This is a genomic window from Paenibacillus fonticola DSM 21315 (genome assembly GCF_000381905.1).
Classification (GTDB): Bacteria; Bacillota; Bacilli; order Paenibacillales; family Paenibacillaceae; genus Fontibacillus; species Fontibacillus fonticola.
This window is the reverse complement of the sequence record NZ_KB907293.1, coordinates 1-20,764: the sequence shown is the minus strand read 5'-3', so window position 1 is coordinate 20,764 and position 20,764 is coordinate 1. Positions and strand designations below refer to the sequence as shown.

Below are 20,764 nucleotides of genomic sequence, written 5' to 3'. Positions count from 1 at the left end.
ACCATGAACTATTTTGAAAATTTAACATGGCAGGATACCATTAAAGATATAGTTGACATACTTATAGTAACTTACATTATTTACCATCTCATTCTATTGGTGCGGGGAACCAGGGCTGTTCAATTGCTTAAGGGCATTTTGTTTCTGGTCGTCATCTGGGCTGTGAGTACCTGGTTTGATTTGTATACATTGAAATGGCTCATGAACCAAATGTTTACGTTTGGGGTGCTCGCGATATTTATTATTTTTCAGCCTGAGCTTAGACGGGCGCTGGAACAGCTTGGCCGAGGCAAATTGTTCGGGAGAAGCACGGCGGACGAGGAGGAGTTCGGTAAAGAAGTTAGCGAGATAATGAAGGCCATTAATTATTTATCACGTAGAAAAATCGGTGCGCTCATCGTTTTCGAGCGAGACACCGGTTTAAATGAATATACGGAATCAGGCATTCCGGTGCAATCCATCATCACCTCCCAATTGCTCATTAATATATTTATTCCAAATACACCGCTTCACGACGGGGCTGTCATTATCCAGGGACAGCGTATTGCGGCAGCGGCCTGTTATTTGCCGTTATCTGAGAATCCTTTTATCAGCAAGGAGCTCGGAACGCGGCACCGGGCGGCGATTGGGATCAGTGAGGTCGGAGACGCTGTGTCCATCATTGTTTCTGAAGAGACCGGACAGATCTCGCTCGCTGTAGATGGTCAAATTGTTCGCGACATTAATGAGGAATCGCTAATATCCAAGCTGTTTGAAGAACTGGGGCCTAATTCGGGCCAGGTAGAAAAACGCACGCCTTTCTGGAAGAAGAAGGAGGGCGGGAACAATGGATAAATGGCTCAGTCATAACAATGTGGCCAAAGTGATTGCGCTTATCGTCAGTATAATTTTATGGGCGATGGTGCACTTGGATAGTGGAACGCCAGTTGCGCCTACACCTATAGTGAATACGAAAGTAATCGATAACGTAAAAATTCAAGTTGTTGGTTTCGATAGTGACAATTATGTGTTGTCCGGGCTTGAGACCGATAAAGTAAGGCTGGAGGTGCGGGGAAAACGTACCGATATTACGACGAATTTTTCGGATTACCGGGTTAAGCTCGATTTAAGCGATGTCGGGCCGGGCACATCGTCGCAGCCGCTTGTTCATGAACTGCCGCCGGGAGTTCAATTGGTGTCGATGAGTCCTTCGATCGTCAAAGTGACGATTGAAGCGAAAGAGACGAAGGATATTCCCGTCAATATCATTACGAAGGGACAGCCTGCGCAGGGATTGCAGCTCGGGACGCCGGTTGTCGCTGGCTCGGGTATCGTTCAGGTAACCTTGCCGGAGAGTGAGCTGGCGGAGCTCGAGCGGGTACAAGGCATTGTCGATATTAGCGGAATAACTGATCCGATAAAGGGAAAAAGTGTGAAACTGACCGCATATGATAAGCATGGGCAGGCGATGGAAAATGCCGTTATTACGCCTTCATCTGTGGACGTGGATATTCCCGTCACGAAGCTGTACAAGAGCGTCCCGCTCGATATTACGGAAGTGGGACAGCTTCCAAACGGACTCGTTGTAGCCAGCATCGAGAGCGATGTACAAGGGGTAGCTATATATGGGTCTAAAGAAGTGTTGGAAAGTATTTCTTCCTACTCAGTGGCCGTAGATTTAAGTCAATTCAAAGGGACTAATCAAACTAGGTATACAGTGGACTTGACTCCGCCCGAAGGTTCTGAGAAAATCGAGCCTAGCTCCGTTACGGTCATCGTCAAGGTCGAGCCACCGGGCGAAAAGCAGATCAGCAGCATACCCATATCATTGAAGCTGGACAATCAGCACCTGACGGCGACGATTCTCGATCCCCCGGATAAGAGAATGTCGCTTCGGGTTCTAGGCGCCAAAGACATTCTGGATAAGCTGAAGCCGGAAGAAATTATGATTACTGCAGATCTGGCTAATCTTGGACCCGGAACGCACACGGTTCCGGTTGTAGTTACATTGCCGCTGCATGTCAGGCTCGCTGAGGGCGATACTTCTCGGCAGATTGTGATTGAACTGACGGAGAAGGAAGAGCCAGCCAATCCGGCCAATACGGAACCGGAGGGGCCATCTGATCCAGGCACAAGCGAACAAGAAACAGCACCTACGGTGCCTCCTGAAGAAAATACCGCCGGGAACGGAAACGGAGCGAATACAGAAGGGTAACAAAGATCCACATAAACTATAAGGAGTGAAATCATGGGGAAGTATTTTGGAACGGATGGAGTACGTGGAGTTGCAAATAAGGAACTGACTGCGGAATTGGCATACAAAATTGGTCGTTGCGGAGGATTTGTTCTTGCAGGTCAAGCTCCGAAGCCTAAAGTAGTGATCGGAATGGACACCCGGATTTCCGGTGTCATGCTGGAATCAGCGCTCGTAGCGGGCCTGTTGTCTATCGGGGCAGACGTCATCCGCTTAGGTGTGGTTACGACACCGGCCGTCGCTTTCTTAACGCAGAAGCTGGGAGCGGATGCGGGCGTCATGATTTCCGCTTCACACAATCCGGTTGAGGATAATGGGATTAAATTTTTTGGCAGCGACGGGTATAAATTGTCTGACGAGACTGAATTGCAAATCGAAGAGCTGATGGATAAGGAAGTGGATGAGCTTCCGCGTCCGATTGGAGACGGCCTGGGCAGCGTTACAGTCGATACAGAATCCAAGTTTAAATATTTGGAGTTCCTGAAGTCCACTATCTCTTCTTCTTTTAACGGCATTAAAATAGTGCTTGACTGCGCCAACGGGGCAGCTTATGAATTGGCACCACGGCTGTTCAAAGAGCTCGGAGCTGAAGTTCACACGATTGGCGCGGAGCCTGACGGATTGAATATTAATGACCATTGCGGTTCAACCCATCCAGAACTGCTGAAGCAAGAGGTCGTACGTCTGGGTGCCGATTTAGGCCTCGCTTTCGATGGGGATGCTGACCGGCTGATCGCGATTGACGAGAACGGGGAAGAAGTGGATGGCGATTATATTTTGTGTATTTGCGGCGATGCCATGAATCGTGCCGGCAAATTGAAAGATAGCACAGTAGTTTCCACCGTGATGAGCAACTTCGGCTTCTATAAAGCGGCTAAGAAGCTTGGACTGAATACGGCACAGACGGCTGTCGGTGACCGTTATGTTATGGCGGAGATGCGCCGTGGCGGATACAACCTCGGCGGGGAACAGTCCGGCCATGTTATTTTCCTGGACTATATTCCTACGGGCGATGGCATTTTGACGGCGGTTCAGCTCGCAGATACGCTTATTTCGTCTGGCCAGTCGTTAAGTGAGCTTAAGAAGGTGATGAAGCAATATCCTCAGGTGCTCGTCAATGTTCGCGTCAAGGATAAGAGCAAGTACGAGGGGAATGAAGCGATCGGGCAGGCCGTAGCGACCGTGGAAAGTCATCTGGCGGATAATGGCCGGGTGCTCGTTCGCCCTTCTGGAACAGAATCGCTGATTCGTGTTATGGCGGAAGGCCCGGATAAAGCAGAGCTAGAGCAGCTCGTATCGCAAATCGTCTCTGTAGTAGAGGCGGAACTGGTATAATTAATGTGCTAAATAATTCCCCACCTGATTGATGGTGATTATTTTCCAATTTGTAGTAAGTAAGATTATATCCATGGATTATATTAGGGACTATTTACGTAGTTTATAAGCTGAGCCGTTGGGACAGGGGATACCTGCTTCAGCGGCTTTTTTAGGCCGTATCGTTTGGCACAGGGGAGTGCAGAAAAGGCGAGAGTTCTTTAGCAAGTGCTGAAAGGGGGCATGTGGACCAGGACGAGATGATTATTGCCAAATGATCCGGGGTTGCATATAATAAGCATATTCAAAAAAGAAAGTGAGGATCGTGAGGTTATTGCAAAATAAGCGCCAGAGCTTCATTCGCGCGAAGCTATGATTTCGTAGTATAGGGTTATCCATACGATGCAGTTAAGCCATTCAACAGCAGGCTTATACTAAGCCAAAGGGTTAGCAAGTCCACCAGCAGCTAGTGGGATGCAACCCGTGCCCGTGGGCATCAGGCCTTGGTAGCTCTTTACGGAACCATGCTTGGCAATCGAAGCTGACGAGGTGGAGGTGTTCGAAATGTTCGGCGGGGACCTCCCGGTATTTCATCCATACCGTGATCGAGGAAGTCAAAAGGAATGGGCAACTGTTCTGACAAGCTTCCCGGAAGGATGCTGGAGATTAATGATAATTATTCATGAATGTGTGAGAGAAAGAGCGGAAGAACCGCAGTGTGCGGAGAGAAGCGGACATTCATGAAAATGCCTGGATAATTTCAGACTTTTCTTTTTGTTTTCATATATTTAATTTTTGACAATTGAATATGCTGTCTCTGTGTACTGCGGTACAATTGTTCCGTTTCTTTCATTTCGAGCACATCAATTTTGAGATGATGAAACGGAGGATATATAAATATGTGTGGGATTGTTGGATATATTGGGAAAAGAGACACGCAAACCGTATTGATCGATGGACTGAAGAAGCTGGAGTACCGTGGATATGATTCAGCCGGCATCGCTGTATTTACGCCGGACGGTCTGCAAGTCACCAAGTCGATCGGCCGTCTGGCCAACCTGGAATCGAAGCTGGAGGATATGCCGCTTGTAGGTACGGCCGGGATCGGACATACCCGCTGGGCTACCCATGGCAAGCCATCGGATGTGAACTCGCATCCGCATACCGATCACAGCCAGAAGTTCTCCGTTGTGCATAACGGGATCGTGGAGAACTATTTAGAGCTGAAGGAAGAACTGATCAGCCAAGGGTATGTGTTTGTTTCCGAGACGGATACGGAAGTCATTTCCCATTTGATCGCTCGCGAGTATGAAGGGGACATCGTTAAGGCGGTTCAGAAGGCCATCACCTATATGCGCGGCGCTTTTGCGCTCGGCGTGTTGACGGAATATGAACCAAACAAGCTTGTCGCCGTACGTCAAGCGAGCCCGCTGATTATCGGGCTGGGTGAAGGGGAGAACTTCATCGGCTCAGACATTCCTGCCATTTTGAATTATACGCGAAAAATATATATTTTGAATGACGGTGAGATGGCGGTTCTGACCGAAGATGCTGTCGAATTGATGACCATTGAGGGGAACTTTATTTCTCGGGAAATGATTTCTGTCGATTGGGATGCAGTGACCGCAGAAAAAGGCGGCTTCGATCATTTCATGCTGAAGGAAATTCACGAGCAGCCTAAGGCTTATCGTGACACGATGAGAGGGCGGATCGACGAAAGCGGGCGTAAGGTTGTATTTCCCAATTTGAAGCTGACAGCGGAGAAAATACGCAGCCTGAACAGCATTCACATCGTGGCCTGTGGTACGGCATTTAATGCTGGGCTTGTGGGCGGCACGGCAATTGAGCAGCTCGTTCGCATTCCAGTGAAGAATGATGTAGCTTCGGAATACCGTTATAGCTCGCCTCTGATCACACCGGAGACGCTTGTGATCGTCGTCAGCCAATCCGGCGAAACGGCGGATACGCTGGCTGCCCTGCGTGAAGCTCATGCGAACGGTGCTCATGTACTCGCGATTACGAACGTGGTTGGCAGCTCGATCGCTCGCGATGCAGACGACGTCATTGCCACGCTGGCCGGACCGGAGATCGCCGTCGCCTCGACGAAAGCTTACACCTCACAGTTGATTGCGTTCTACTTGCTTGGCCTGTACATGGCTCAGGTGCGCCGCACGCAAAGTGAGGAGGAGATCGCCCATACTATCGCTGCAATGCAGTCCCTGCCAGAGCAGGTAGAGAGCATGCTGGAGAAGGCTCACGCAGTGAAGGCTTATGCCGAGCAAATTGCTGATCATGAGCATCTATTCTTTATCGGACGCGGTCTGGATTACTCCGTCGTACAGGAAGGATCGTTGAAGCTGAAGGAGATTTCCTATATTCATTCCGAAGCCTATGCAGCCGGCGAACTGAAGCACGGCACGCTCGCCTTAATCGAAGAAGGCGTTCCGGTTATTGCCTTGGTCACCCAAGACAATGTGCTTGAGAAGACTGTGAGCAACATTAAGGAAGTGAAAGCACGCGGTGCGGATGTCATGGCCATCACGCATGAGGAGCATGTCGCGGACTTGCTGAAGTCCGTCGATCAGGCGCTCTCCATTCCGAAGACGCTGCCGCTGCTTACACCGGCGCTGTCGGTTGTGCCTCTGCAACTGCTCGCATACTACGCTGCTCTGGCTCGCGGCAACGATGTCGACAAACCGCGCAACCTGGCGAAGAGCGTGACGGTGGAGTAGGGGAAGTTGTTGATTATTGTCACAATGTAAAAAAGTTTGTCTTGATGAAATAAACTTTGTCCTGATGTAAAAAAGATTGTCCAAGGATTGGGGAATGCTGGAGCCAATGACCAGTGAATCCCCGATCCTTTTTTATTTCAATAAGGAAACGAGAGAGGAATGATCGATTATAAGATGCAGGGAAATTCAGGAGCGACGCGACTTTCGAGAGATGGGGAGAGGGAAGAGATCGTACGCCCTCCTTTTCTTGCTCAAATATTCCCCCCTGCTTTTCGGATAAACTTTTTTACATGAGGCATTTCCTCATCTTGTCCTCAAACTGTCCACAAACCCAGGTGTGGTAAGGGATTGAAGGGGATTGGGAAAGTGACAGCTGAGGACAAAATATTTTTCATGACTACAGATTAACATGTCTGGTGATAAAAAAGTCATGAACCAGTAAGATGTCGTGAACCAGTGATTCAACCGGCCAACAGGCGAATTAGCAGTCTTTTTCATTGACGTAGTGCATTTAACGTATGGCGATGTTTCACTCCTATTCACAGGCGACGCTAAATCAAGAAGTGAGCAAGATATGATTCAATTAAATGCGTGGCAATTTCAATGTGGGTAAAAAAATACAATGAATCTGGGTAATTCTATCCAATGCATTGCGACCGTTTCTATTTGATAATTAACTTGTTATGATTTCTTCGCCACTATATCACTTCCTTTGACCGGACTCCTCAAAAAGATTGGGGTCCGGTTTGTGTTATACTACCAATGACTTCGTGGGAAAGGCAGTGAGTTCATTGAGAAGAATACCAGGGATTTTCCGATTCATTCTGGACCCTATTCAACGCAGTATTCGAAATAAACTGATTGTAACCATGATCGGTTTTTCTTGCATTCCTTTGATCTTTGTCTCTTTGTTTGCGGCCGAGAATACTAAAAGATCGGTTGAAGCAGAAGTCATTGAGTCAAACTCGACAAAAATCAAATGGACTGCTGGCTATCTGGGAGAACGTTTTGAGCAAATGAACAATATCATCTACACCTTGCTTATAAACGAAAGCTACAACGACTATATCGGCAAGATGGGGGATGACAACCCTTCCAGTGCCTTTAATGCTCAAACAGGTTTCGTGAATGCCGTTACCTCGATTTATTATTCTAATGTCAATTACTTATCTGGTATTCAGGTCTATCTAAGAGATTCGAATAAACAATTTCTCGTCAACGGCAGTAAGATGGCAGTTTTAACACCACCGCGGATACCGGAACCGTTCGGCAATTTTTTCAGAAATCAAGGGAATTTTACCATTGAAAATAAAGATAATACGGGCACATTTTATTTAATGCGGGCTATCAATAGAGCTGAAGACCGGAAACGGCTTGGCGGCATTGCACTTGAAATCAATTGGTCCAACCTGGACAACACCCTGAATCTACTGACTCCGGGGAGCGAACAAATGGTCTTCATCTCCAATCAACAAGGCGAAGTGCTTTACTCCCTCGGAGGGGAGCCGGCTTTTTCCGATCAGTTAACCGGGATTCATAACCAAATGCACGCCGAATCAGGTTATTTTCGAATGAATGGAAATTATATATTTTACAGCACTATCCCGTCATGGAATTTGAACGTCATCAAAGTGATACCCAGCAGTTTTATTGATGATAGTGCCAGAAGAACTTGGCAGTATGCGGTCATTATCGGAACGATCTCCACCCTGTTTGCCGTTCTCATTGCGATTACGATTGCATGGAAAACATCGAAACCCATTGTAAAATTGGCCCGATCCATGCAAGGCATGGTTCCGCTGAAAGCAGAAGAAACTCCGCCCGTTGCGAGAAGAGATGAAATCGGACTGTTGGAGATGCGCTATTATAATATGTCCAAAAGGCTTAAAGAATATATCAAGACGGAGTACAGCATCAATTTAGAGAAAAGAACCGCTCAACTGAAGGCGCTGCAAGCCCAGGTCAACCCGCATTTTCTACAAAACACGTTGCAAATGATCGGCAGTATGGCATTCTCCAAAAGCCCCGATGAAATTTATGATGTCATCCGCTCGTTAAGCGACATGTTCCGCTATGTTATCCGGGATCCGGAAGAGCTGTCGACACTGCAGCAGGAGCTCGATCACGTTCACAATTATCTATACATTCAAAAGCAGCGATTTACTTCACGTATTACGACGAGCATCGTCCTGGAACCAGGTGTGGAGTCATGTGCTATCCCAAAGCTTACTTTGCAGCCTATTGTTGAAAACGCATTCATTCATGGCTTCGATAAGAAAACGGAGGCGTGGGAAATTAATATTTCTGCCAAGCTTACTGCGCAGGGCGTTGTCATCTTGATCGAAGATAACGGAACGGGTATTCAACCCGAACGACTAAGTCAGCTTCGTCATCGGCTTGAGGCACAAACTGAGCAGCTTTGGACGGGCAGTGAACGGATTGGTTTGAATAATGTGGCTGCGAGAATTCGCATGCATTTCGGTGCACCTTATGGGCTCTCTGTTGACAGTCAACTCGGGAAAGGGACCGCCATTCGTTTGCTATTGCCATTGGAAAGGAGTGTCACAAATTGATTAAGGTGCTTATTGTCGATGATGAAGAATGGAATCGGGACATCATTAAAAGGTTCGGCAACTGGGAATCCTACGGCATGCAAATTGTTGGGGAAGCCGGTGACGGACTGGAAGCGATTCGGTTCATAGAGGAACAGTCTCCCGATATTGTGATTTCGGATATGCGAATGCCGGGCATGGATGGAGCTGAATTGCTGCAATGGATCCATGATCGGTTTCCGGCAATGAAGCTAATCGTCGTTAGCGTGTATGACGATTATGCATATATGAAACAAGCGATTCTCTCGAGAGCCAAAGATTACTTGCTGAAACCGATAGATCCGAAAGAACTGAATACCTTATTGCGAATATGCAAAGATGAGATTGAGTCTGCCGCTGCGGCTGAGCAGAAGGTTGTGTCTGATATCGAGCTGATGAAGATGATCAAAAATGCGATGCCCGCTATCGCTTCTTACTTTGCCGATCTAGATACGGAGAATGTTCGAGCCGCGTTCCGGCAGTTGGAAGCCCAAATCGAGGCCTATAAACGATTGGAAGCGTTCGAATTGGCGCGTGTTTATCAAGAGTATTTATTTTTGTTGAACGAGCTAATGGTGAAAAACTTGGCTGATAGTGAACCCTTGCCCTTAGAAACATCTGAATTTGCCTCACTGGAAGCGGTCGTGGATGCATTGTCCAATCTTTATGTTTCTACAATCGAAGCCTTGATCGACCAAAGGAAGTATAAGAAGAAATTGAACCTGAATGATATTAAAGCGTATATCGAAAAAAACTTTACCAGGCCCATTACGGTGGAAAAGATCGCTGAAGTTTTCTTTATCAGTTATGTCTACCTCAGCCGAGCTTTCAAAAGTGAGTTTGCCGTCAACATCACGGACTATATCCAGCAACTGCGGATGGAGAAGGCGAAAGAATGGATTATCATCGACCAGATTCCGATTAAATCGGCAGCTGAAATGTGCGGTTATGAAGATGTAGCCTATTTTCACAAGGTGTTTAAGAAATATTTCGGAGTCTCTCCTGGAGAAATGCGGAAAAATCAAGGGTGAAAAAGTGCAATGTAAGCGGTTAAATTCGTCTAATTAACTGCTCCCATTAATCATATACAATGAAAGCGTAGTCTACTAAAGGGAGGTCGTAAAGATATGAAAAAAAGCTTGAACATCTTACTAAGTACGGTGGTGGCGGTTTTGCTGCTTGCTGGATGCGCGGCAAACAAAGCCGAGAATACCGGGAATCAAGCCTCGGAAGTCACCAAGGCGGCACCGAAAGAAGAAACATTGAAGATCTTTATTCCTCAGCCTCAATTCAAGGAGCAATACGACAAGTTCGTAGCCGATTTCGTAGCCAAGGTAAAAGCGGAGAAAAACATCGATGTCAAGGTACAGATGGAAATGCCCCCTAACGATCAAGCACCGCAAATTTTGAAAACAAGACTGGCAGCCAACGACGTTCCGGATGTGTTCGCCTTGCATGCGATCAACGATCTGCCCACCTACTATAAAGCGGGTTATGTAGAGGATCTGTCCAATCAGCCGTTCGTGGAGAAAATCCTGGACAGCGTCAAATCGGCTGTCACGATTGAAGACAAGGTACTGGCCGTACCGCTTGAAACGCTGAATTGGGGTTACTTATACAATAAGAAAATATTTGCCGATCTCGGACTGGAGCCGCCGGCAACCGTTACCGAAATGAAGGCGGTTATCGAGACATTGAAGAAAAATGACATTACGCCTTTCCAATTGACCTATAAGGAAGTGTCACCGCCACAGCTCTTCAATTCATTGACGATTGGCGCAATGGTCAATACGGATAACCAGGACTTCATTGACCGGATGAACAGTGACAAAGGATCGTACGAGGAAATCAAAACTGAACTATTCGGTATTTTCGACCTCGTTAGTGCCAATGGGAACGATCGGGCGCTTGAAGTTTCCCCTGCGGACGGTGCGGCGGCATTTGCGCAAGGAGAAACGGCGATGTGGGTGATGGGGCCCTGGTATGCGGATACGATTCTGAAGTCGAACCCGGACATTCAGATCGGTGTCGCGCCGCTGCCGATCAATGATAATCCGAACGCCACGATGATTAATATGAGCGTTTCCACTTCGCTCGTTGTGGCTACAGACAGCAAAAACAAAGAACTGGCGTACGATTTCGTGAACTTTGTGCTGGACGACAATGAAACTAACGATTTGTACAAGAGCTTGAAATTTAATCCGATTGCGAAAAATCATACGTTCGAAACCTATCCGTGGGTTAACGACGCGCTGGATTATATTAAAGAGGGCAAAGCATACAAAGATCCGTCTATGCCACCTGCCGTCAAGGCCGAAGTCGGAAAGCTGCTGCAAGCGTACTATTCCAATTCGATATCGCAGGATGACGTGATCAGCGGCTTGGACAGAGCTTGGAAGAATGCTAACAAAATCAACAACTAAACCCAATTCTGCAAACGAGATGTGATAAAGACAGCAGAAATGCTGTCTTTATTGCATCATGGAGGTGATGCTGACGTGAAAAACAAATATCTGGCCTTGCTCGCATTTGTCGCCCCGGCATTCATTGCGTATTTTGTTATGCTCGTGATTCCGACTTTAGGGGGCTTTTACTATAGCTTTACGGATTGGAACGGACTCGCCAAAAGCTATCATTTCATAGGCTTGGACAACTTTGTTGAGGCGGTTACGGACGATCCTGATTTTATTCATTCGATTAGTTTTACACTGAAACATGTTATCTTCATGGTCATTGCGCAGAATGTGATTGCGCTCCTGCTTGCGATTCTTATCGAGTCTCAACGGAAAATGAAAGGATTTTTCAGAACAATCTTTTTTATGCCGAACATGGTCAGTTTGATTATTAGCTCATTCATATGGACCTTCATGTTTTCGCAAGTACTGCCTCAGCTTGCCGTCAAGACAGGCTGGCTGTTTCTGAACCAAGAGTGGAGCGGGAATCCGAAGGCGGCCTTTTTCTCTATCGCCATCGTTTCTTTATGGCAGGGTGTCGGGTACATGATGATTATTTACTTGGCTGCTTTGCAGGGAGTGCCGCAATCTCTCCGCGAGGCTGCAATCATCGATGGGGCCAGTCCCGTTAAGTCCCTTGTTCATATCACGCTACCTATGATTACGCATGCATTCACGATTTGCTTCTTCCTCACTTTGAATAGCGCGTTCAAAGTTTTCGACGTCGTCTATGGATTGACCGGCGGAGGACCGGGCAGAGAGACTCAGGTTATCACGCTGAATATATTTGAAGAGGCATTTTCCAACAACTTCCGTTATGGTTATGCCAGTGCCAAATCGGTGCTTCTCTTTGCCATGATTATGCTGTTTACCTTTGTTCAGGTATTTGTGATGAAAAAGCGGGAGGTGGAGGCATGAGAACGGCGAGGTTGGGCTCCTCCGTCATTACCATCGTATTGTCGTTGTTTGCGATCGTTTCCTTTTTCCCTTTGTATGTGACCGTCTTGAACTCGTTCAAAACAGAGAAAGAAATGTTCAGCTCCATCTTGTCGCTGCCGAGTACTCTTCAAATTGAAAACTATTCGCAAGCACTTCAGAAGACGCAATTGCTGTCCAGTCTCGGAAACACAGTAATTGTCTCGGTGCTCGGGATCGCCGGTATCTTATTGTTTGCTGCTATGGCAGGCTACAAGCTATCCCGAACGCCCGGTAAGTTGAGCAATTTCATTTTCTTCCTTTTCATCGCTTCTATGCTGGTGCCATTCCATTCGATCATGATTCCGCTTGTGAAAACGACAAAAACCTTATCGCTGCAAGGGAGCATCTACGGATTGGCGGTCATTTATATCGGTCTAGGCGTGAATATGGCGATTTTTTTATTCCATGGGTTTGTGAAGTCCATTCCGCGCGAACTCGAGGAATCGGCTAGTATGGATGGCTGTGGTCAGTTCAGGACATTTACGACCATCATTCTTCCCTTGCTACTGCCCATTACAGTTACCGTAGGGATACTGAAATTTTTGTGGATTTGGAACGATTTCCTACTGCCTTTGCTGATGATTCAGGACACTAACGATTACACGCTCATCCTATCTACCAATAAATTATTCGGCGAATATACGAAAGAATGGTCGCTGATTTTGGCGGCATTGGTGCTGACGGCGATTCCGGTTGTTATCATTTATGCGATTTTTCAGAAATTCATTGTAGCGGGGATAGCGGAAGGCGCAGTTAAAGGTTGAGTTTTGCCAAGGTGCACACCTAAGGTTGCATGCGTTGATCATTATTATCTTTGGAGGGAACACGGATGAACCAAGAGAAAATTAGATGGATATCAACAACAGCCGAGAAAATATGGGAAGAGATGCGTATACAGCCGACTTCAGGCAATGAGGATACTCTGGAGCTGACCGGTGAGAAGAAGCAAACCATTGACGGCTTTGGAGGTTGCTTCAATGAACTTGGCTGGATTGCTCTCTCGAAACTGGATGAAGAGAAACGGGAAAAGGTTATTTCCGAGCTCTTTCACCCTGAAAGGGGCTCTAAGTTCAGTTTCTGTAGAACACCGATTGGCGCAAGTGATTATGCCGCAGAATGGTATAGCTATAATGAAAATGACGGCGACTATAGGATGGAGAAATTCTCGGTGGATCGGGATCGCTCTTACCTAATCCCCTATATTAAAGAGGCTTTGGCACTGAGACCGGACATGAAAATGTTTGCCACGCCATGGAGTCCGCCGACTTGGATGAAATTCCCTAAGACATACAACACTGGCACCCTGAGAATGGAGAAAGAAGTGTTAGATGCTTACGCGCTCTATTTCAAAAAATATGTAGACGCCTATAAGACCGAGGGGATTGATATCCACCAGATCCATATTCAAAATGAGCCTCTTGTCGACCATAAGTTTCCGGCCTGCCCAATGACTGGGGAGCAATTCAGAATCTTTATTCGGGATCATATTGGCCCATTGTTTGAAAAGGAAAAGGTTCCGGCTGAAATATGGTTTGGCACCTTGAACGGACCGTCCGGAATGCTATATACGATGAAGGGACCCGTGCTGGAGGATTATGATTCCTATGTGGACCAGGTGCTCTTCGATAAGGAAGCCCGCAGGCATATCAAGGGTGTAGGATACCAATGGGCAGGTAAAGGCGCGATTCAAAGAACAAACGAGAGCTTTCCCGAACTGAAGCTCATGCAGACGGAAAATGAGTGTGGAGACGGAAATAACACCTGGGATTATGCCAGATATGTCTTTAATCTGATCAGGCACTATTTTGCCAACGGGGTAAACAGCTATATCTACTGGAATATGGTCCTAGAGCCCAATGGCACCAATACTTGGGGGTGGAACCAAAATTCCCTCATTACCGTCCGGCCGGATACCCAGGAAGTGATTTACAACCCTGAATTCTATGTGATGAAGCATTTCTCACACTTTATATCCCCCGGAGCTGTCAGGCTTCAAACGAAGGGTCACTGGACAGGTGCTTCCCTAGCATTCGAAAATCCTAACGGAGAGATCGTTCTGGTTGTCAGCAACGCATTGGACAGAGCACGAAGCTTCACTTTTAAAGGAGCAGGGGAGAAATTTTCTTTTGAGTTAGAACCGTATTCGATAAACACATTTGTTGTGAGTTAGGATTCATGAATCAAGTTATGAAAGGGTTGAGATAAAAGTGATGGAGAAAATCAAACATATCATTTCGGAAATGACGCTTGAAGAGAAAGCTGCTATGTGCTCTGGGGCTAACCATTGGTTCACTAAACCATTGGACAGACTCGGTATTCCGTCGATTATGATGCAGGACGGTCCTCATGGTTTACGCAAGCAAGATTTAGCAGCATTAAAAGAGGGGAAGCGTGCAAATGTTCCAATGATTTGCTTTCCCACAGGAGCGGCTTTGGCATGTTCATGGGATCGTGAGCTTGTTGAGTCCATGGGCAAACTACTGGGACAGGAATGCCAAGCGGAAAATGTGGACATTCTCCTGGGTCCGGGGGTTAATATAAAACGCTCTCCTTTGTGCGGAAGAAATTTCGAATACTACTCTGAAGATCCACATCTTTCATCAGAACTTGCGGCGAGCTATATCACGGGCATCCAGAGTCAGGGAGTGGGTGCTTCATTAAAACACTTTGTTGCAAATAATCAGGAACACAATCGATATACGATCGATGAAATTATTGATGAGAGAACCTTGAGAGAGATTTATCTTGCCAGCTTTGAATCTGCGGTAAAGAAGGCGAAGCCATGGACGATCATGGGTTCATTTAATAAAGTAAATGGAACAAACCTGTCGGAAAATAAGTATCTGCTTACCGATGTTCTGAAGGAAGAGTGGGGTTTCGAAGGGCTTGTGGTTTCTGACTGGGGTGCGGTAGATGAACGCGCTGACGGTATCGCTGCGGGCTTAGATTTAGAGATGCCTTATACCTATGGTTCTGGAGAAAATAAGATCATCGAGGCAGTTAAGAATGGCACTTTGAAAGAGGAAGCCCTGAACAAGACTGTTGAGAGGATACTGGGAATTGTATTCAAGGCAGTGGATAATCGTAGGCAAGGTGTGACTATTGACAAGCTTCAGCATCATGAATCGGCCCGCAAAATTGCAAGTGAGTGTCTTGTACTTCTAAAGAATAATGACAATGTGCTTCCTTTGAAAAAAGATATGAAAGTTGCAATCGTTGGCGAGTTTGCAGAAAAGCCAAGGTATCAGGGCGGTGGAAGTTCACGTATATTACCTTACAAGATTGATTCCATATTGGATGAGGTTAAACTGAAAGTCGGATCTGAAGATCTGGTGAAATATGCAAGAGGGTATAAGGTGGATGAAGATACAAATCATGAAGATTTGATTGCAGAGGCGGTAAATGCTGCGCAATGGGCTGATGTTGCCATTGTTGTGGCAGGATTGCCTGATAGTTATGAGACGGAAGGCACAGACAGGGAACATATGAGAATGCCTGAATCCCACAACAAACTTATCCAATCGGTTGCTGCCGTTCAAAAAAATGTTGTTGTCGTATTATGTAACGGATCGCCGGTTGAGATGCCATGGATCAATGATGTAAAAGGATTGTTGGAAGCTTACCTAGGAGGGCAGGCTGTAGGCGGGGCCATCAGTGACATTATTTTTGGAGATGTAAACCCTTCTGGAAAACTGGCTGAGACTTTCCCTCAAAAATTAAGCCATAATCCGTCATTTTTGAATTTCCCTGGTGAAGGAGATACCGTCCATTACAGGGAAGGAATTTTCGTTGGTTACCGATACTACGATAAAAAGGAAGTTGAACCTTTATTTCCGTTTGGGTTTGGATTAAGTTATACGAAATTTGAATATAGCTCCATTCGAGTGGATAAGAAGTGGATGAGCGGAAACGATACTTTGAAAGTTAATGTAAAAGTAAAGAATATTGGAGATCGGGCTGGAAAAGAGATCATCCAACTTTATGTGAGCGATATGCAGGATGCTGTTATCCGTCCAGTAAAGGAACTCAAAGGATTTGAAAAGGTAATGCTTGATCCTATGGAGGAGAAAAGCGTCACCTTCGAACTGGATAAGAGGGCATTTGCCTTCTATGATATCGATATAAAGGATTGGAGAATTCAGGGTGGCAAATATACGATCATGGTAGGCAGCTCGTCAAAAAATATCCATTTGACTGAAGAAGTCAATATTGAGCCTAGCCCTACCAAAGCAACCCAATGTGTAACTAGAAACTCGCTTATAGGTCGTTTGCTTCAAGAACCTCTTTTGGTTGAGCCTTTAAATAAAGTACTGGACATATTCTGGAAAAGCAGTACAAGTATGCAATCCATTAAGAATGATGCTGTCGACATGATCGTTCCTATTATGAAATACATGCCTTTAAGGCAATTGGTGTACTACAGCGAAGGTGGAGTTACAGAAGAAATCCTTTCAGAGCTTATTAGAGAACTAAACGATATTTTACAAAGGTCCCAAAAGGAGAAAAAAAATGAAGCAATATGTTGAAATTGGCTACCCTATTTATGACAGAATGCCTGTATATCCGGGTTTGCCGGAAGTCACGACCACCCTTCGGGATGATCTGAATAATGGTGCTGATTGGAATGGCTCCGTATTATCTACCTATCTACATGCAGGAACACATGTGGATGCACCCTGGCACTATATGGGGGGAGATGCGCCTACAATTGATAAAATACCAATCGAAAGATTTATCTACAGCTACCCGCTTCTTGTTGATGTTCCTGCTACAAAGCCAAATCAACTTATTACAATTGAACAGATTAAAGCTTATGGTAATGAATTGGAACAGGCTGATTTGCTAATATTTAATACGCATAATTGGAAAAAGCGTGCTGACGATTTTGAAGGCTATTCCAATCATTTTCCCGCATTGGCACCGGAGACTGCGGAGTGGATTCGCAAGAATCTGCCGAATCTAAAAGCAGTAGCTATCGATTCATTAAGTATTGAAAATTTATCCTTTGGGAAGGACAATGGATACAGAACTCACAAAGCACTATTAGACCCATCCATTGAAAATCATTATATTCTGATTTATGAGGATATTAATCCCCTTCCTCTAATTGGTAAAACATTAAAAAGTGCGTTCTGCACACCGTTAAGAATTGTAGGGAGTGATGCTTCTATTGCTAATATTTTTGTTGAAGTAGAAGCTTAACCTGACTTGAATATTTGCTATACAATAAAGTATTGTTCTAAATAATGATTCCTTTAAAAGTCCCGATGATAAATTTCCATCGGGACTCTTTTTAGTATCCGGATTATACGAAAAAAGAATTGACTAAATCAAAGTGAATTTTCGAATCTTATTGGAATTGAGTTATATATTATAATCCTTCATGTTAAAAAATGTTCCCAGGCACGGCACTTTTTCTCGACGTCAAGTGTTATAGGTAATATAAGGTGTAGGGGGGTGTTGACATCGTCAAAGGATTCGTTAGATGTAAAGGAACTGGAACTGTTAATTACCAGGATTCAAGAAGGAAATACGTCGCAGTATTCGCTGATTGTTAAAGCATTTCAACAGCCCATTTACCGTTATTGCTATCGTCTGCTTGCTAACAAACAGGATGCAGAGGACGCAGTACAAGATATATTGGTAAAGGCCTATCAGTCCCTTCACCAGTACAAGAGGGCGGAGAATTTCTCAGCCTGGCTCTATCGAATTGCCTATAATCATTGTTTGAACCTGCTGCGGAAGCGCCGCGTTCATAAGCAGGTAATGCGAATCATTCGATGGGAGACTCAGTCGGCAAGTCCTGAACAGGAGTTGGATAACCGGTTGTACAATCCTTCACTTGCAGTAGCCTTGTCACAGCTGTCTCCGGAGGAACGAAGTATGCTCGTTATGCGGGTTTTTGAGGAACAAACCTATGCTGAGATGAGCGAGATACTAAAGATTAGACCCAATGCGCTTATCAAAAGAATGAACCGGATAAAGCAAAAGGTACGGAAAGTGATGAAGTCGGAGGAGGAGGAGATCGATTGGAGAGAGCAGAAATTACCCATGAATACCAAGATATAATACGGGCCACCGATAAAGGGAGTCTGCCTGAGATAGACGTATTGGAACAGGTAATGGGAAGAATAACAGAACTAGAGGATCATCGTCGTCCATCCTTAAAAGGGGCAATGAGACGTACAACAGTATTGGGCAGCGCACTGACCCTGATTCTAATGATCTCTGTGACGGCTTATGCTACTTCAGAATACATTCAGATCCGCAATAAAGCTGGAACGGTCAAGGTGCAATATGTTGCACCGAGCGACGAGACGGCAGGCATGGCAACATCTTATAATAAGTATGCTATGCAGGCCCAGAATTACGCCAAGCCGGGTGAATTGATTGCTTATTATGTGAAAGATAACAATACCTCAAGCGACTCGGAGCCAGTCTTGCAATTTGAATACAAAGGGAATCGCATACCATCCTATGTCGATTTTTCTGCAGAGATTAAGCGCACGGGGGCACCTGAACTCCCTGAAGTCACAAATGGATATACTTTTGAATACGGCATCGTTAGTCCCAGTATTCCGATGACGGATGCAGAAAAGCGCGAACCCATCTATCAGAAAACACTTAGTGAGCTTACCGCTCGAGCGTCCAAGGCTACTAGTGGAGAGAAACTGTTCATGATGGCAGTTCCATGGTCTAAGCCGGCATTTGTAAGTGGGAAATATTCAAAAGGAGGAGCTCACATAAGTATTTCGGTCAATCTCATGCATGAAGGTAAAATGTTTGTGGTGCAAGAGCAAGAGAATAAGGTGGAAAAAATTACGGTAGCTGGGACCGAAGTTGTCTATAACAGCGTAAACAAAGAACAAGTCAGTTATCAATATCTAAATTGGTATAACGAAAAGCAGGATGCCTATTATACTCTCTCCAGCTATGGGGACAAAGCATTAACCAAAGAGCAATATTTGCAACTGGCTAGGGAACTGTTGGAGTAGTCATTTTCGTTCTAATTCAGCAAACGTGAACCGAAAGTTATATAACAAAAGGGCTGCCACGAGGCAGCATAGTTTTTTGGGGGGGTACTAAAAAAGGATATCGTTTAATGGGCATTAACCGAAAAACGTAGCCTATAATTGTATTAAACTAACGGGTACGATAGTACAAGCGATGGAACCGATCCATCGCTTGTTTTGCATTACTGGAAATCAGCTCTAAGCACTAAGAAATAAAAAGCTAATCCTCTATTAAGTTAAATTGAATCACTGCTATTAATTTTGATTGTTTTCCATTGCACGTCATCATCCACACGAAAACACTGACTTCGACAATACTATTCTTTTTCCGGCAAAGTAAAGGTGATTGCAATTAATTCACAATTATTCATTCTCCTAAAATCATACATTTATTACGGGAACTGTTGACGATGTATATCTTTCCATGTAAGGTAAATATAGTTCTTTTTATCTATTGTATATCAGCCGATATTATTTTTCGGCATATTTAGACACTATGTTACTAAATAACAGGGGGAGAACAATGAAGGGGTTAAAAAAGATTGGGGCGGTTATTCTCAGCTTATCTCTAATATTTTGTTATTCTAGTACAGCTACTATTTTCGCAACGGATGTAGAAGCTCAATTATTAGACCAGACAAGCGAGGGTCTTGCAGACGAAAATATTGTTACTCAACAGGAAACGGATCAAGAAGCCGTGCCAGAACCTGATGCTGTGGCAACGGCTGCAATTCAAATTGTCGATAAAAGCTTGGAACTGGCTATTCGTGAGAAATTAAATAAGTTGGACGGTACAGACCTTACGGCTGAAGAGCTTTTGACGATTACAGAGCTTCAAGTTATTAATGGTGGAATTAGTAGTTTAGATGGCATTCAGTATTTAACAAATTTGCGCAAGTTGATATTAAATGAAAATAATATTTCGGATATTTCTTTGTTATCATCGCTGCAATCGTTGGCCCATCTGGAACTTAAAAATAATCAGATTAAGAATGTTGCCCCATTAAGCGGACTAAGCCAGTTGACAGAGTTATATCTTGGAGGCAACTCCATTACAGATTATTCGCCCCTTGCAGGGATCTTTGGACAATTGAATGGGAAAGATTTTGCTCTTCCCGGAAATAATGAAGATCAGGTGATTAGTTTCGATGATCCGTACTTTGAGCAGGCAGTGAGGACTAGCATCCAAAAGCCCAAGGGAGAAATTAGGGTTCAAGATGTAAATGGAATAACGGAATTAAGAATTTACTCTAATGACAATCTATCAAATCTGGAAGGTATTCAGTATTTTACGGATTTAAAGTATTTAACCATAAGGGGAACAGATGTAAAAGATATTACACGTTTGGAACAGTTGAAAAAAATAGAGACTCTCAACCTGGGTGATAACCAAATAGAAGATATAAGTGTATTAGGGAAGCTTACGAATATAAGAACCCTCGACTTAGCA

15 protein-coding genes are annotated in these 20,764 nt (G+C 45.0%); all 15 read left to right on the top strand.

The features are described from left to right. The first annotated feature begins 3 nt into the window (after positions 1 to 3). Positions 4 to 834: a diadenylate cyclase CdaA gene (cdaA, locus tag G358_RS0128580; RefSeq protein WP_019640688.1), complete on the top strand. Its 831-nt coding sequence runs from the start codon at positions 4 to 6 to the stop codon at positions 832 to 834. Continuing rightward, positions 827 to 2,194 carry a CdaR family protein gene (locus G358_RS0128575; protein WP_019640687.1) on the top strand — a complete coding sequence of 456 codons (1,368 nt, stop codon included), beginning with the start codon at positions 827 to 829 and terminating at the stop codon, positions 2,192 to 2,194. Before cdaA ends, G358_RS0128575 begins: the two co-directional genes overlap by 8 nt. A gap of 33 nt (positions 2,195 to 2,227) precedes the next feature. Beyond that, positions 2,228 to 3,568, top strand: a complete 1,341-nt coding sequence (gene glmM, locus G358_RS0128570; protein WP_019640686.1) for a phosphoglucosamine mutase — start codon at positions 2,228 to 2,230, stop codon at positions 3,566 to 3,568. Positions 3,569 to 4,446: 878 nt separating this feature from the next. Continuing rightward, on the top strand, positions 4,447 to 6,279 hold the full coding sequence (gene glmS / locus G358_RS0128560; RefSeq protein WP_019640684.1) for a glutamine--fructose-6-phosphate transaminase (isomerizing): 1,833 nt from the start codon (positions 4,447 to 4,449) through the stop codon (positions 6,277 to 6,279). A 791-nt stretch (positions 6,280 to 7,070) separates the two neighbouring features. Next, positions 7,071 to 8,852 carry a sensor histidine kinase gene (locus G358_RS0128555; protein ID WP_019640683.1) on the top strand — a complete coding sequence of 594 codons (1,782 nt, stop codon included), beginning with the start codon at positions 7,071 to 7,073 and terminating at the stop codon, positions 8,850 to 8,852. Positions 8,853 to 8,857: 5 nt separating this feature from the next. After that, entirely contained in the window at positions 8,858 to 9,901 is a 1,044-nt protein-coding gene (locus tag G358_RS0128550) for a response regulator transcription factor (protein ID WP_240480123.1), read from the top strand. Positions 9,902 to 9,997: 96 nt separating this feature from the next. Further along, complete coding sequence (locus G358_RS0128545; RefSeq protein WP_019640681.1) at positions 9,998 to 11,293, top strand: ABC transporter substrate-binding protein; 1,296 nt, start codon at positions 9,998 to 10,000, stop codon at positions 11,291 to 11,293. Positions 11,294 to 11,332: 39 nt separating this feature from the next. Then, the gene (locus G358_RS0128540) at positions 11,333 to 12,241 is read left to right on the top strand and encodes a carbohydrate ABC transporter permease (protein WP_051107744.1); all 909 of its coding nucleotides are present in this window, start codon (positions 11,333 to 11,335) and stop codon (positions 12,239 to 12,241) included. Beyond that, complete coding sequence (locus tag G358_RS0128535) at positions 12,238 to 13,065, top strand: carbohydrate ABC transporter permease (protein WP_019640679.1); 828 nt, start codon at positions 12,238 to 12,240, stop codon at positions 13,063 to 13,065. The genes G358_RS0128540 and G358_RS0128535 overlap by 4 nt, the downstream gene beginning before the upstream one ends. Before the next feature lie 65 nt (positions 13,066 to 13,130). Further along, complete coding sequence (locus G358_RS0128530; RefSeq protein WP_019640678.1) at positions 13,131 to 14,471, top strand: glycoside hydrolase family 30 protein; 1,341 nt, start codon at positions 13,131 to 13,133, stop codon at positions 14,469 to 14,471. 40 nt (positions 14,472 to 14,511) lie between these two features. Next, the gene (locus G358_RS0128525; protein ID WP_019640677.1) at positions 14,512 to 16,827 is read left to right on the top strand and encodes a glycoside hydrolase family 3 C-terminal domain-containing protein; all 2,316 of its coding nucleotides are present in this window, start codon (positions 14,512 to 14,514) and stop codon (positions 16,825 to 16,827) included. Further along, on the top strand, positions 16,811 to 17,503 hold the full coding sequence (locus tag G358_RS0128520; protein WP_019640676.1) for a cyclase family protein: 693 nt from the start codon (positions 16,811 to 16,813) through the stop codon (positions 17,501 to 17,503). The genes G358_RS0128525 and G358_RS0128520 overlap by 17 nt, the downstream gene beginning before the upstream one ends. A gap of 258 nt (positions 17,504 to 17,761) precedes the next feature. Then, positions 17,762 to 18,370: an RNA polymerase sigma factor gene (locus G358_RS0128515; protein WP_019640675.1), complete on the top strand. Its 609-nt coding sequence runs from the start codon at positions 17,762 to 17,764 to the stop codon at positions 18,368 to 18,370. After that, entirely contained in the window at positions 18,331 to 19,296 is a 966-nt protein-coding gene (locus G358_RS0128510) for a hypothetical protein (RefSeq protein WP_019640674.1), read from the top strand. Before G358_RS0128515 ends, G358_RS0128510 begins: the two co-directional genes overlap by 40 nt. Before the next feature lie 541 nt (positions 19,297 to 19,837). Continuing rightward, positions 19,838 to 20,764: leucine-rich repeat domain-containing protein (locus tag G358_RS0128505; protein WP_019640673.1), on the top strand; the 927-nt coding region annotated here is incomplete at its 3' end.

Excerpts from the sequence above, each read along its gene's own strand:
- cdaA (WP_019640688.1), top strand. The coding sequence starts at position 4 with ATGAACTATTTTGAAAATTTAACATGGCAGGATACCATTAAAGATATA.
- G358_RS0128575 (WP_019640687.1), top strand. The coding sequence starts at position 827 with ATGGATAAATGGCTCAGTCATAACAATGTGGCCAAAGTGATTGCGCTT.
- glmM (WP_019640686.1), top strand. The coding sequence starts at position 2,228 with ATGGGGAAGTATTTTGGAACGGATGGAGTACGTGGAGTTGCAAATAAG.
- glmS (WP_019640684.1), top strand. The coding sequence starts at position 4,447 with ATGTGTGGGATTGTTGGATATATTGGGAAAAGAGACACGCAAACCGTA.
- G358_RS0128545 (WP_019640681.1), top strand. The coding sequence starts at position 9,998 with ATGAAAAAAAGCTTGAACATCTTACTAAGTACGGTGGTGGCGGTTTTG.
- G358_RS0128540 (WP_051107744.1), top strand. The coding sequence starts at position 11,333 with ATGCTGTCTTTATTGCATCATGGAGGTGATGCTGACGTGAAAAACAAA.
- G358_RS0128535 (WP_019640679.1), top strand. The coding sequence starts at position 12,238 with ATGAGAACGGCGAGGTTGGGCTCCTCCGTCATTACCATCGTATTGTCG.
- G358_RS0128530 (WP_019640678.1), top strand. The coding sequence starts at position 13,131 with ATGAACCAAGAGAAAATTAGATGGATATCAACAACAGCCGAGAAAATA.
- G358_RS0128525 (WP_019640677.1), top strand. The coding sequence starts at position 14,512 with ATGGAGAAAATCAAACATATCATTTCGGAAATGACGCTTGAAGAGAAA.
- G358_RS0128520 (WP_019640676.1), top strand. The coding sequence starts at position 16,811 with ATGAAGCAATATGTTGAAATTGGCTACCCTATTTATGACAGAATGCCT.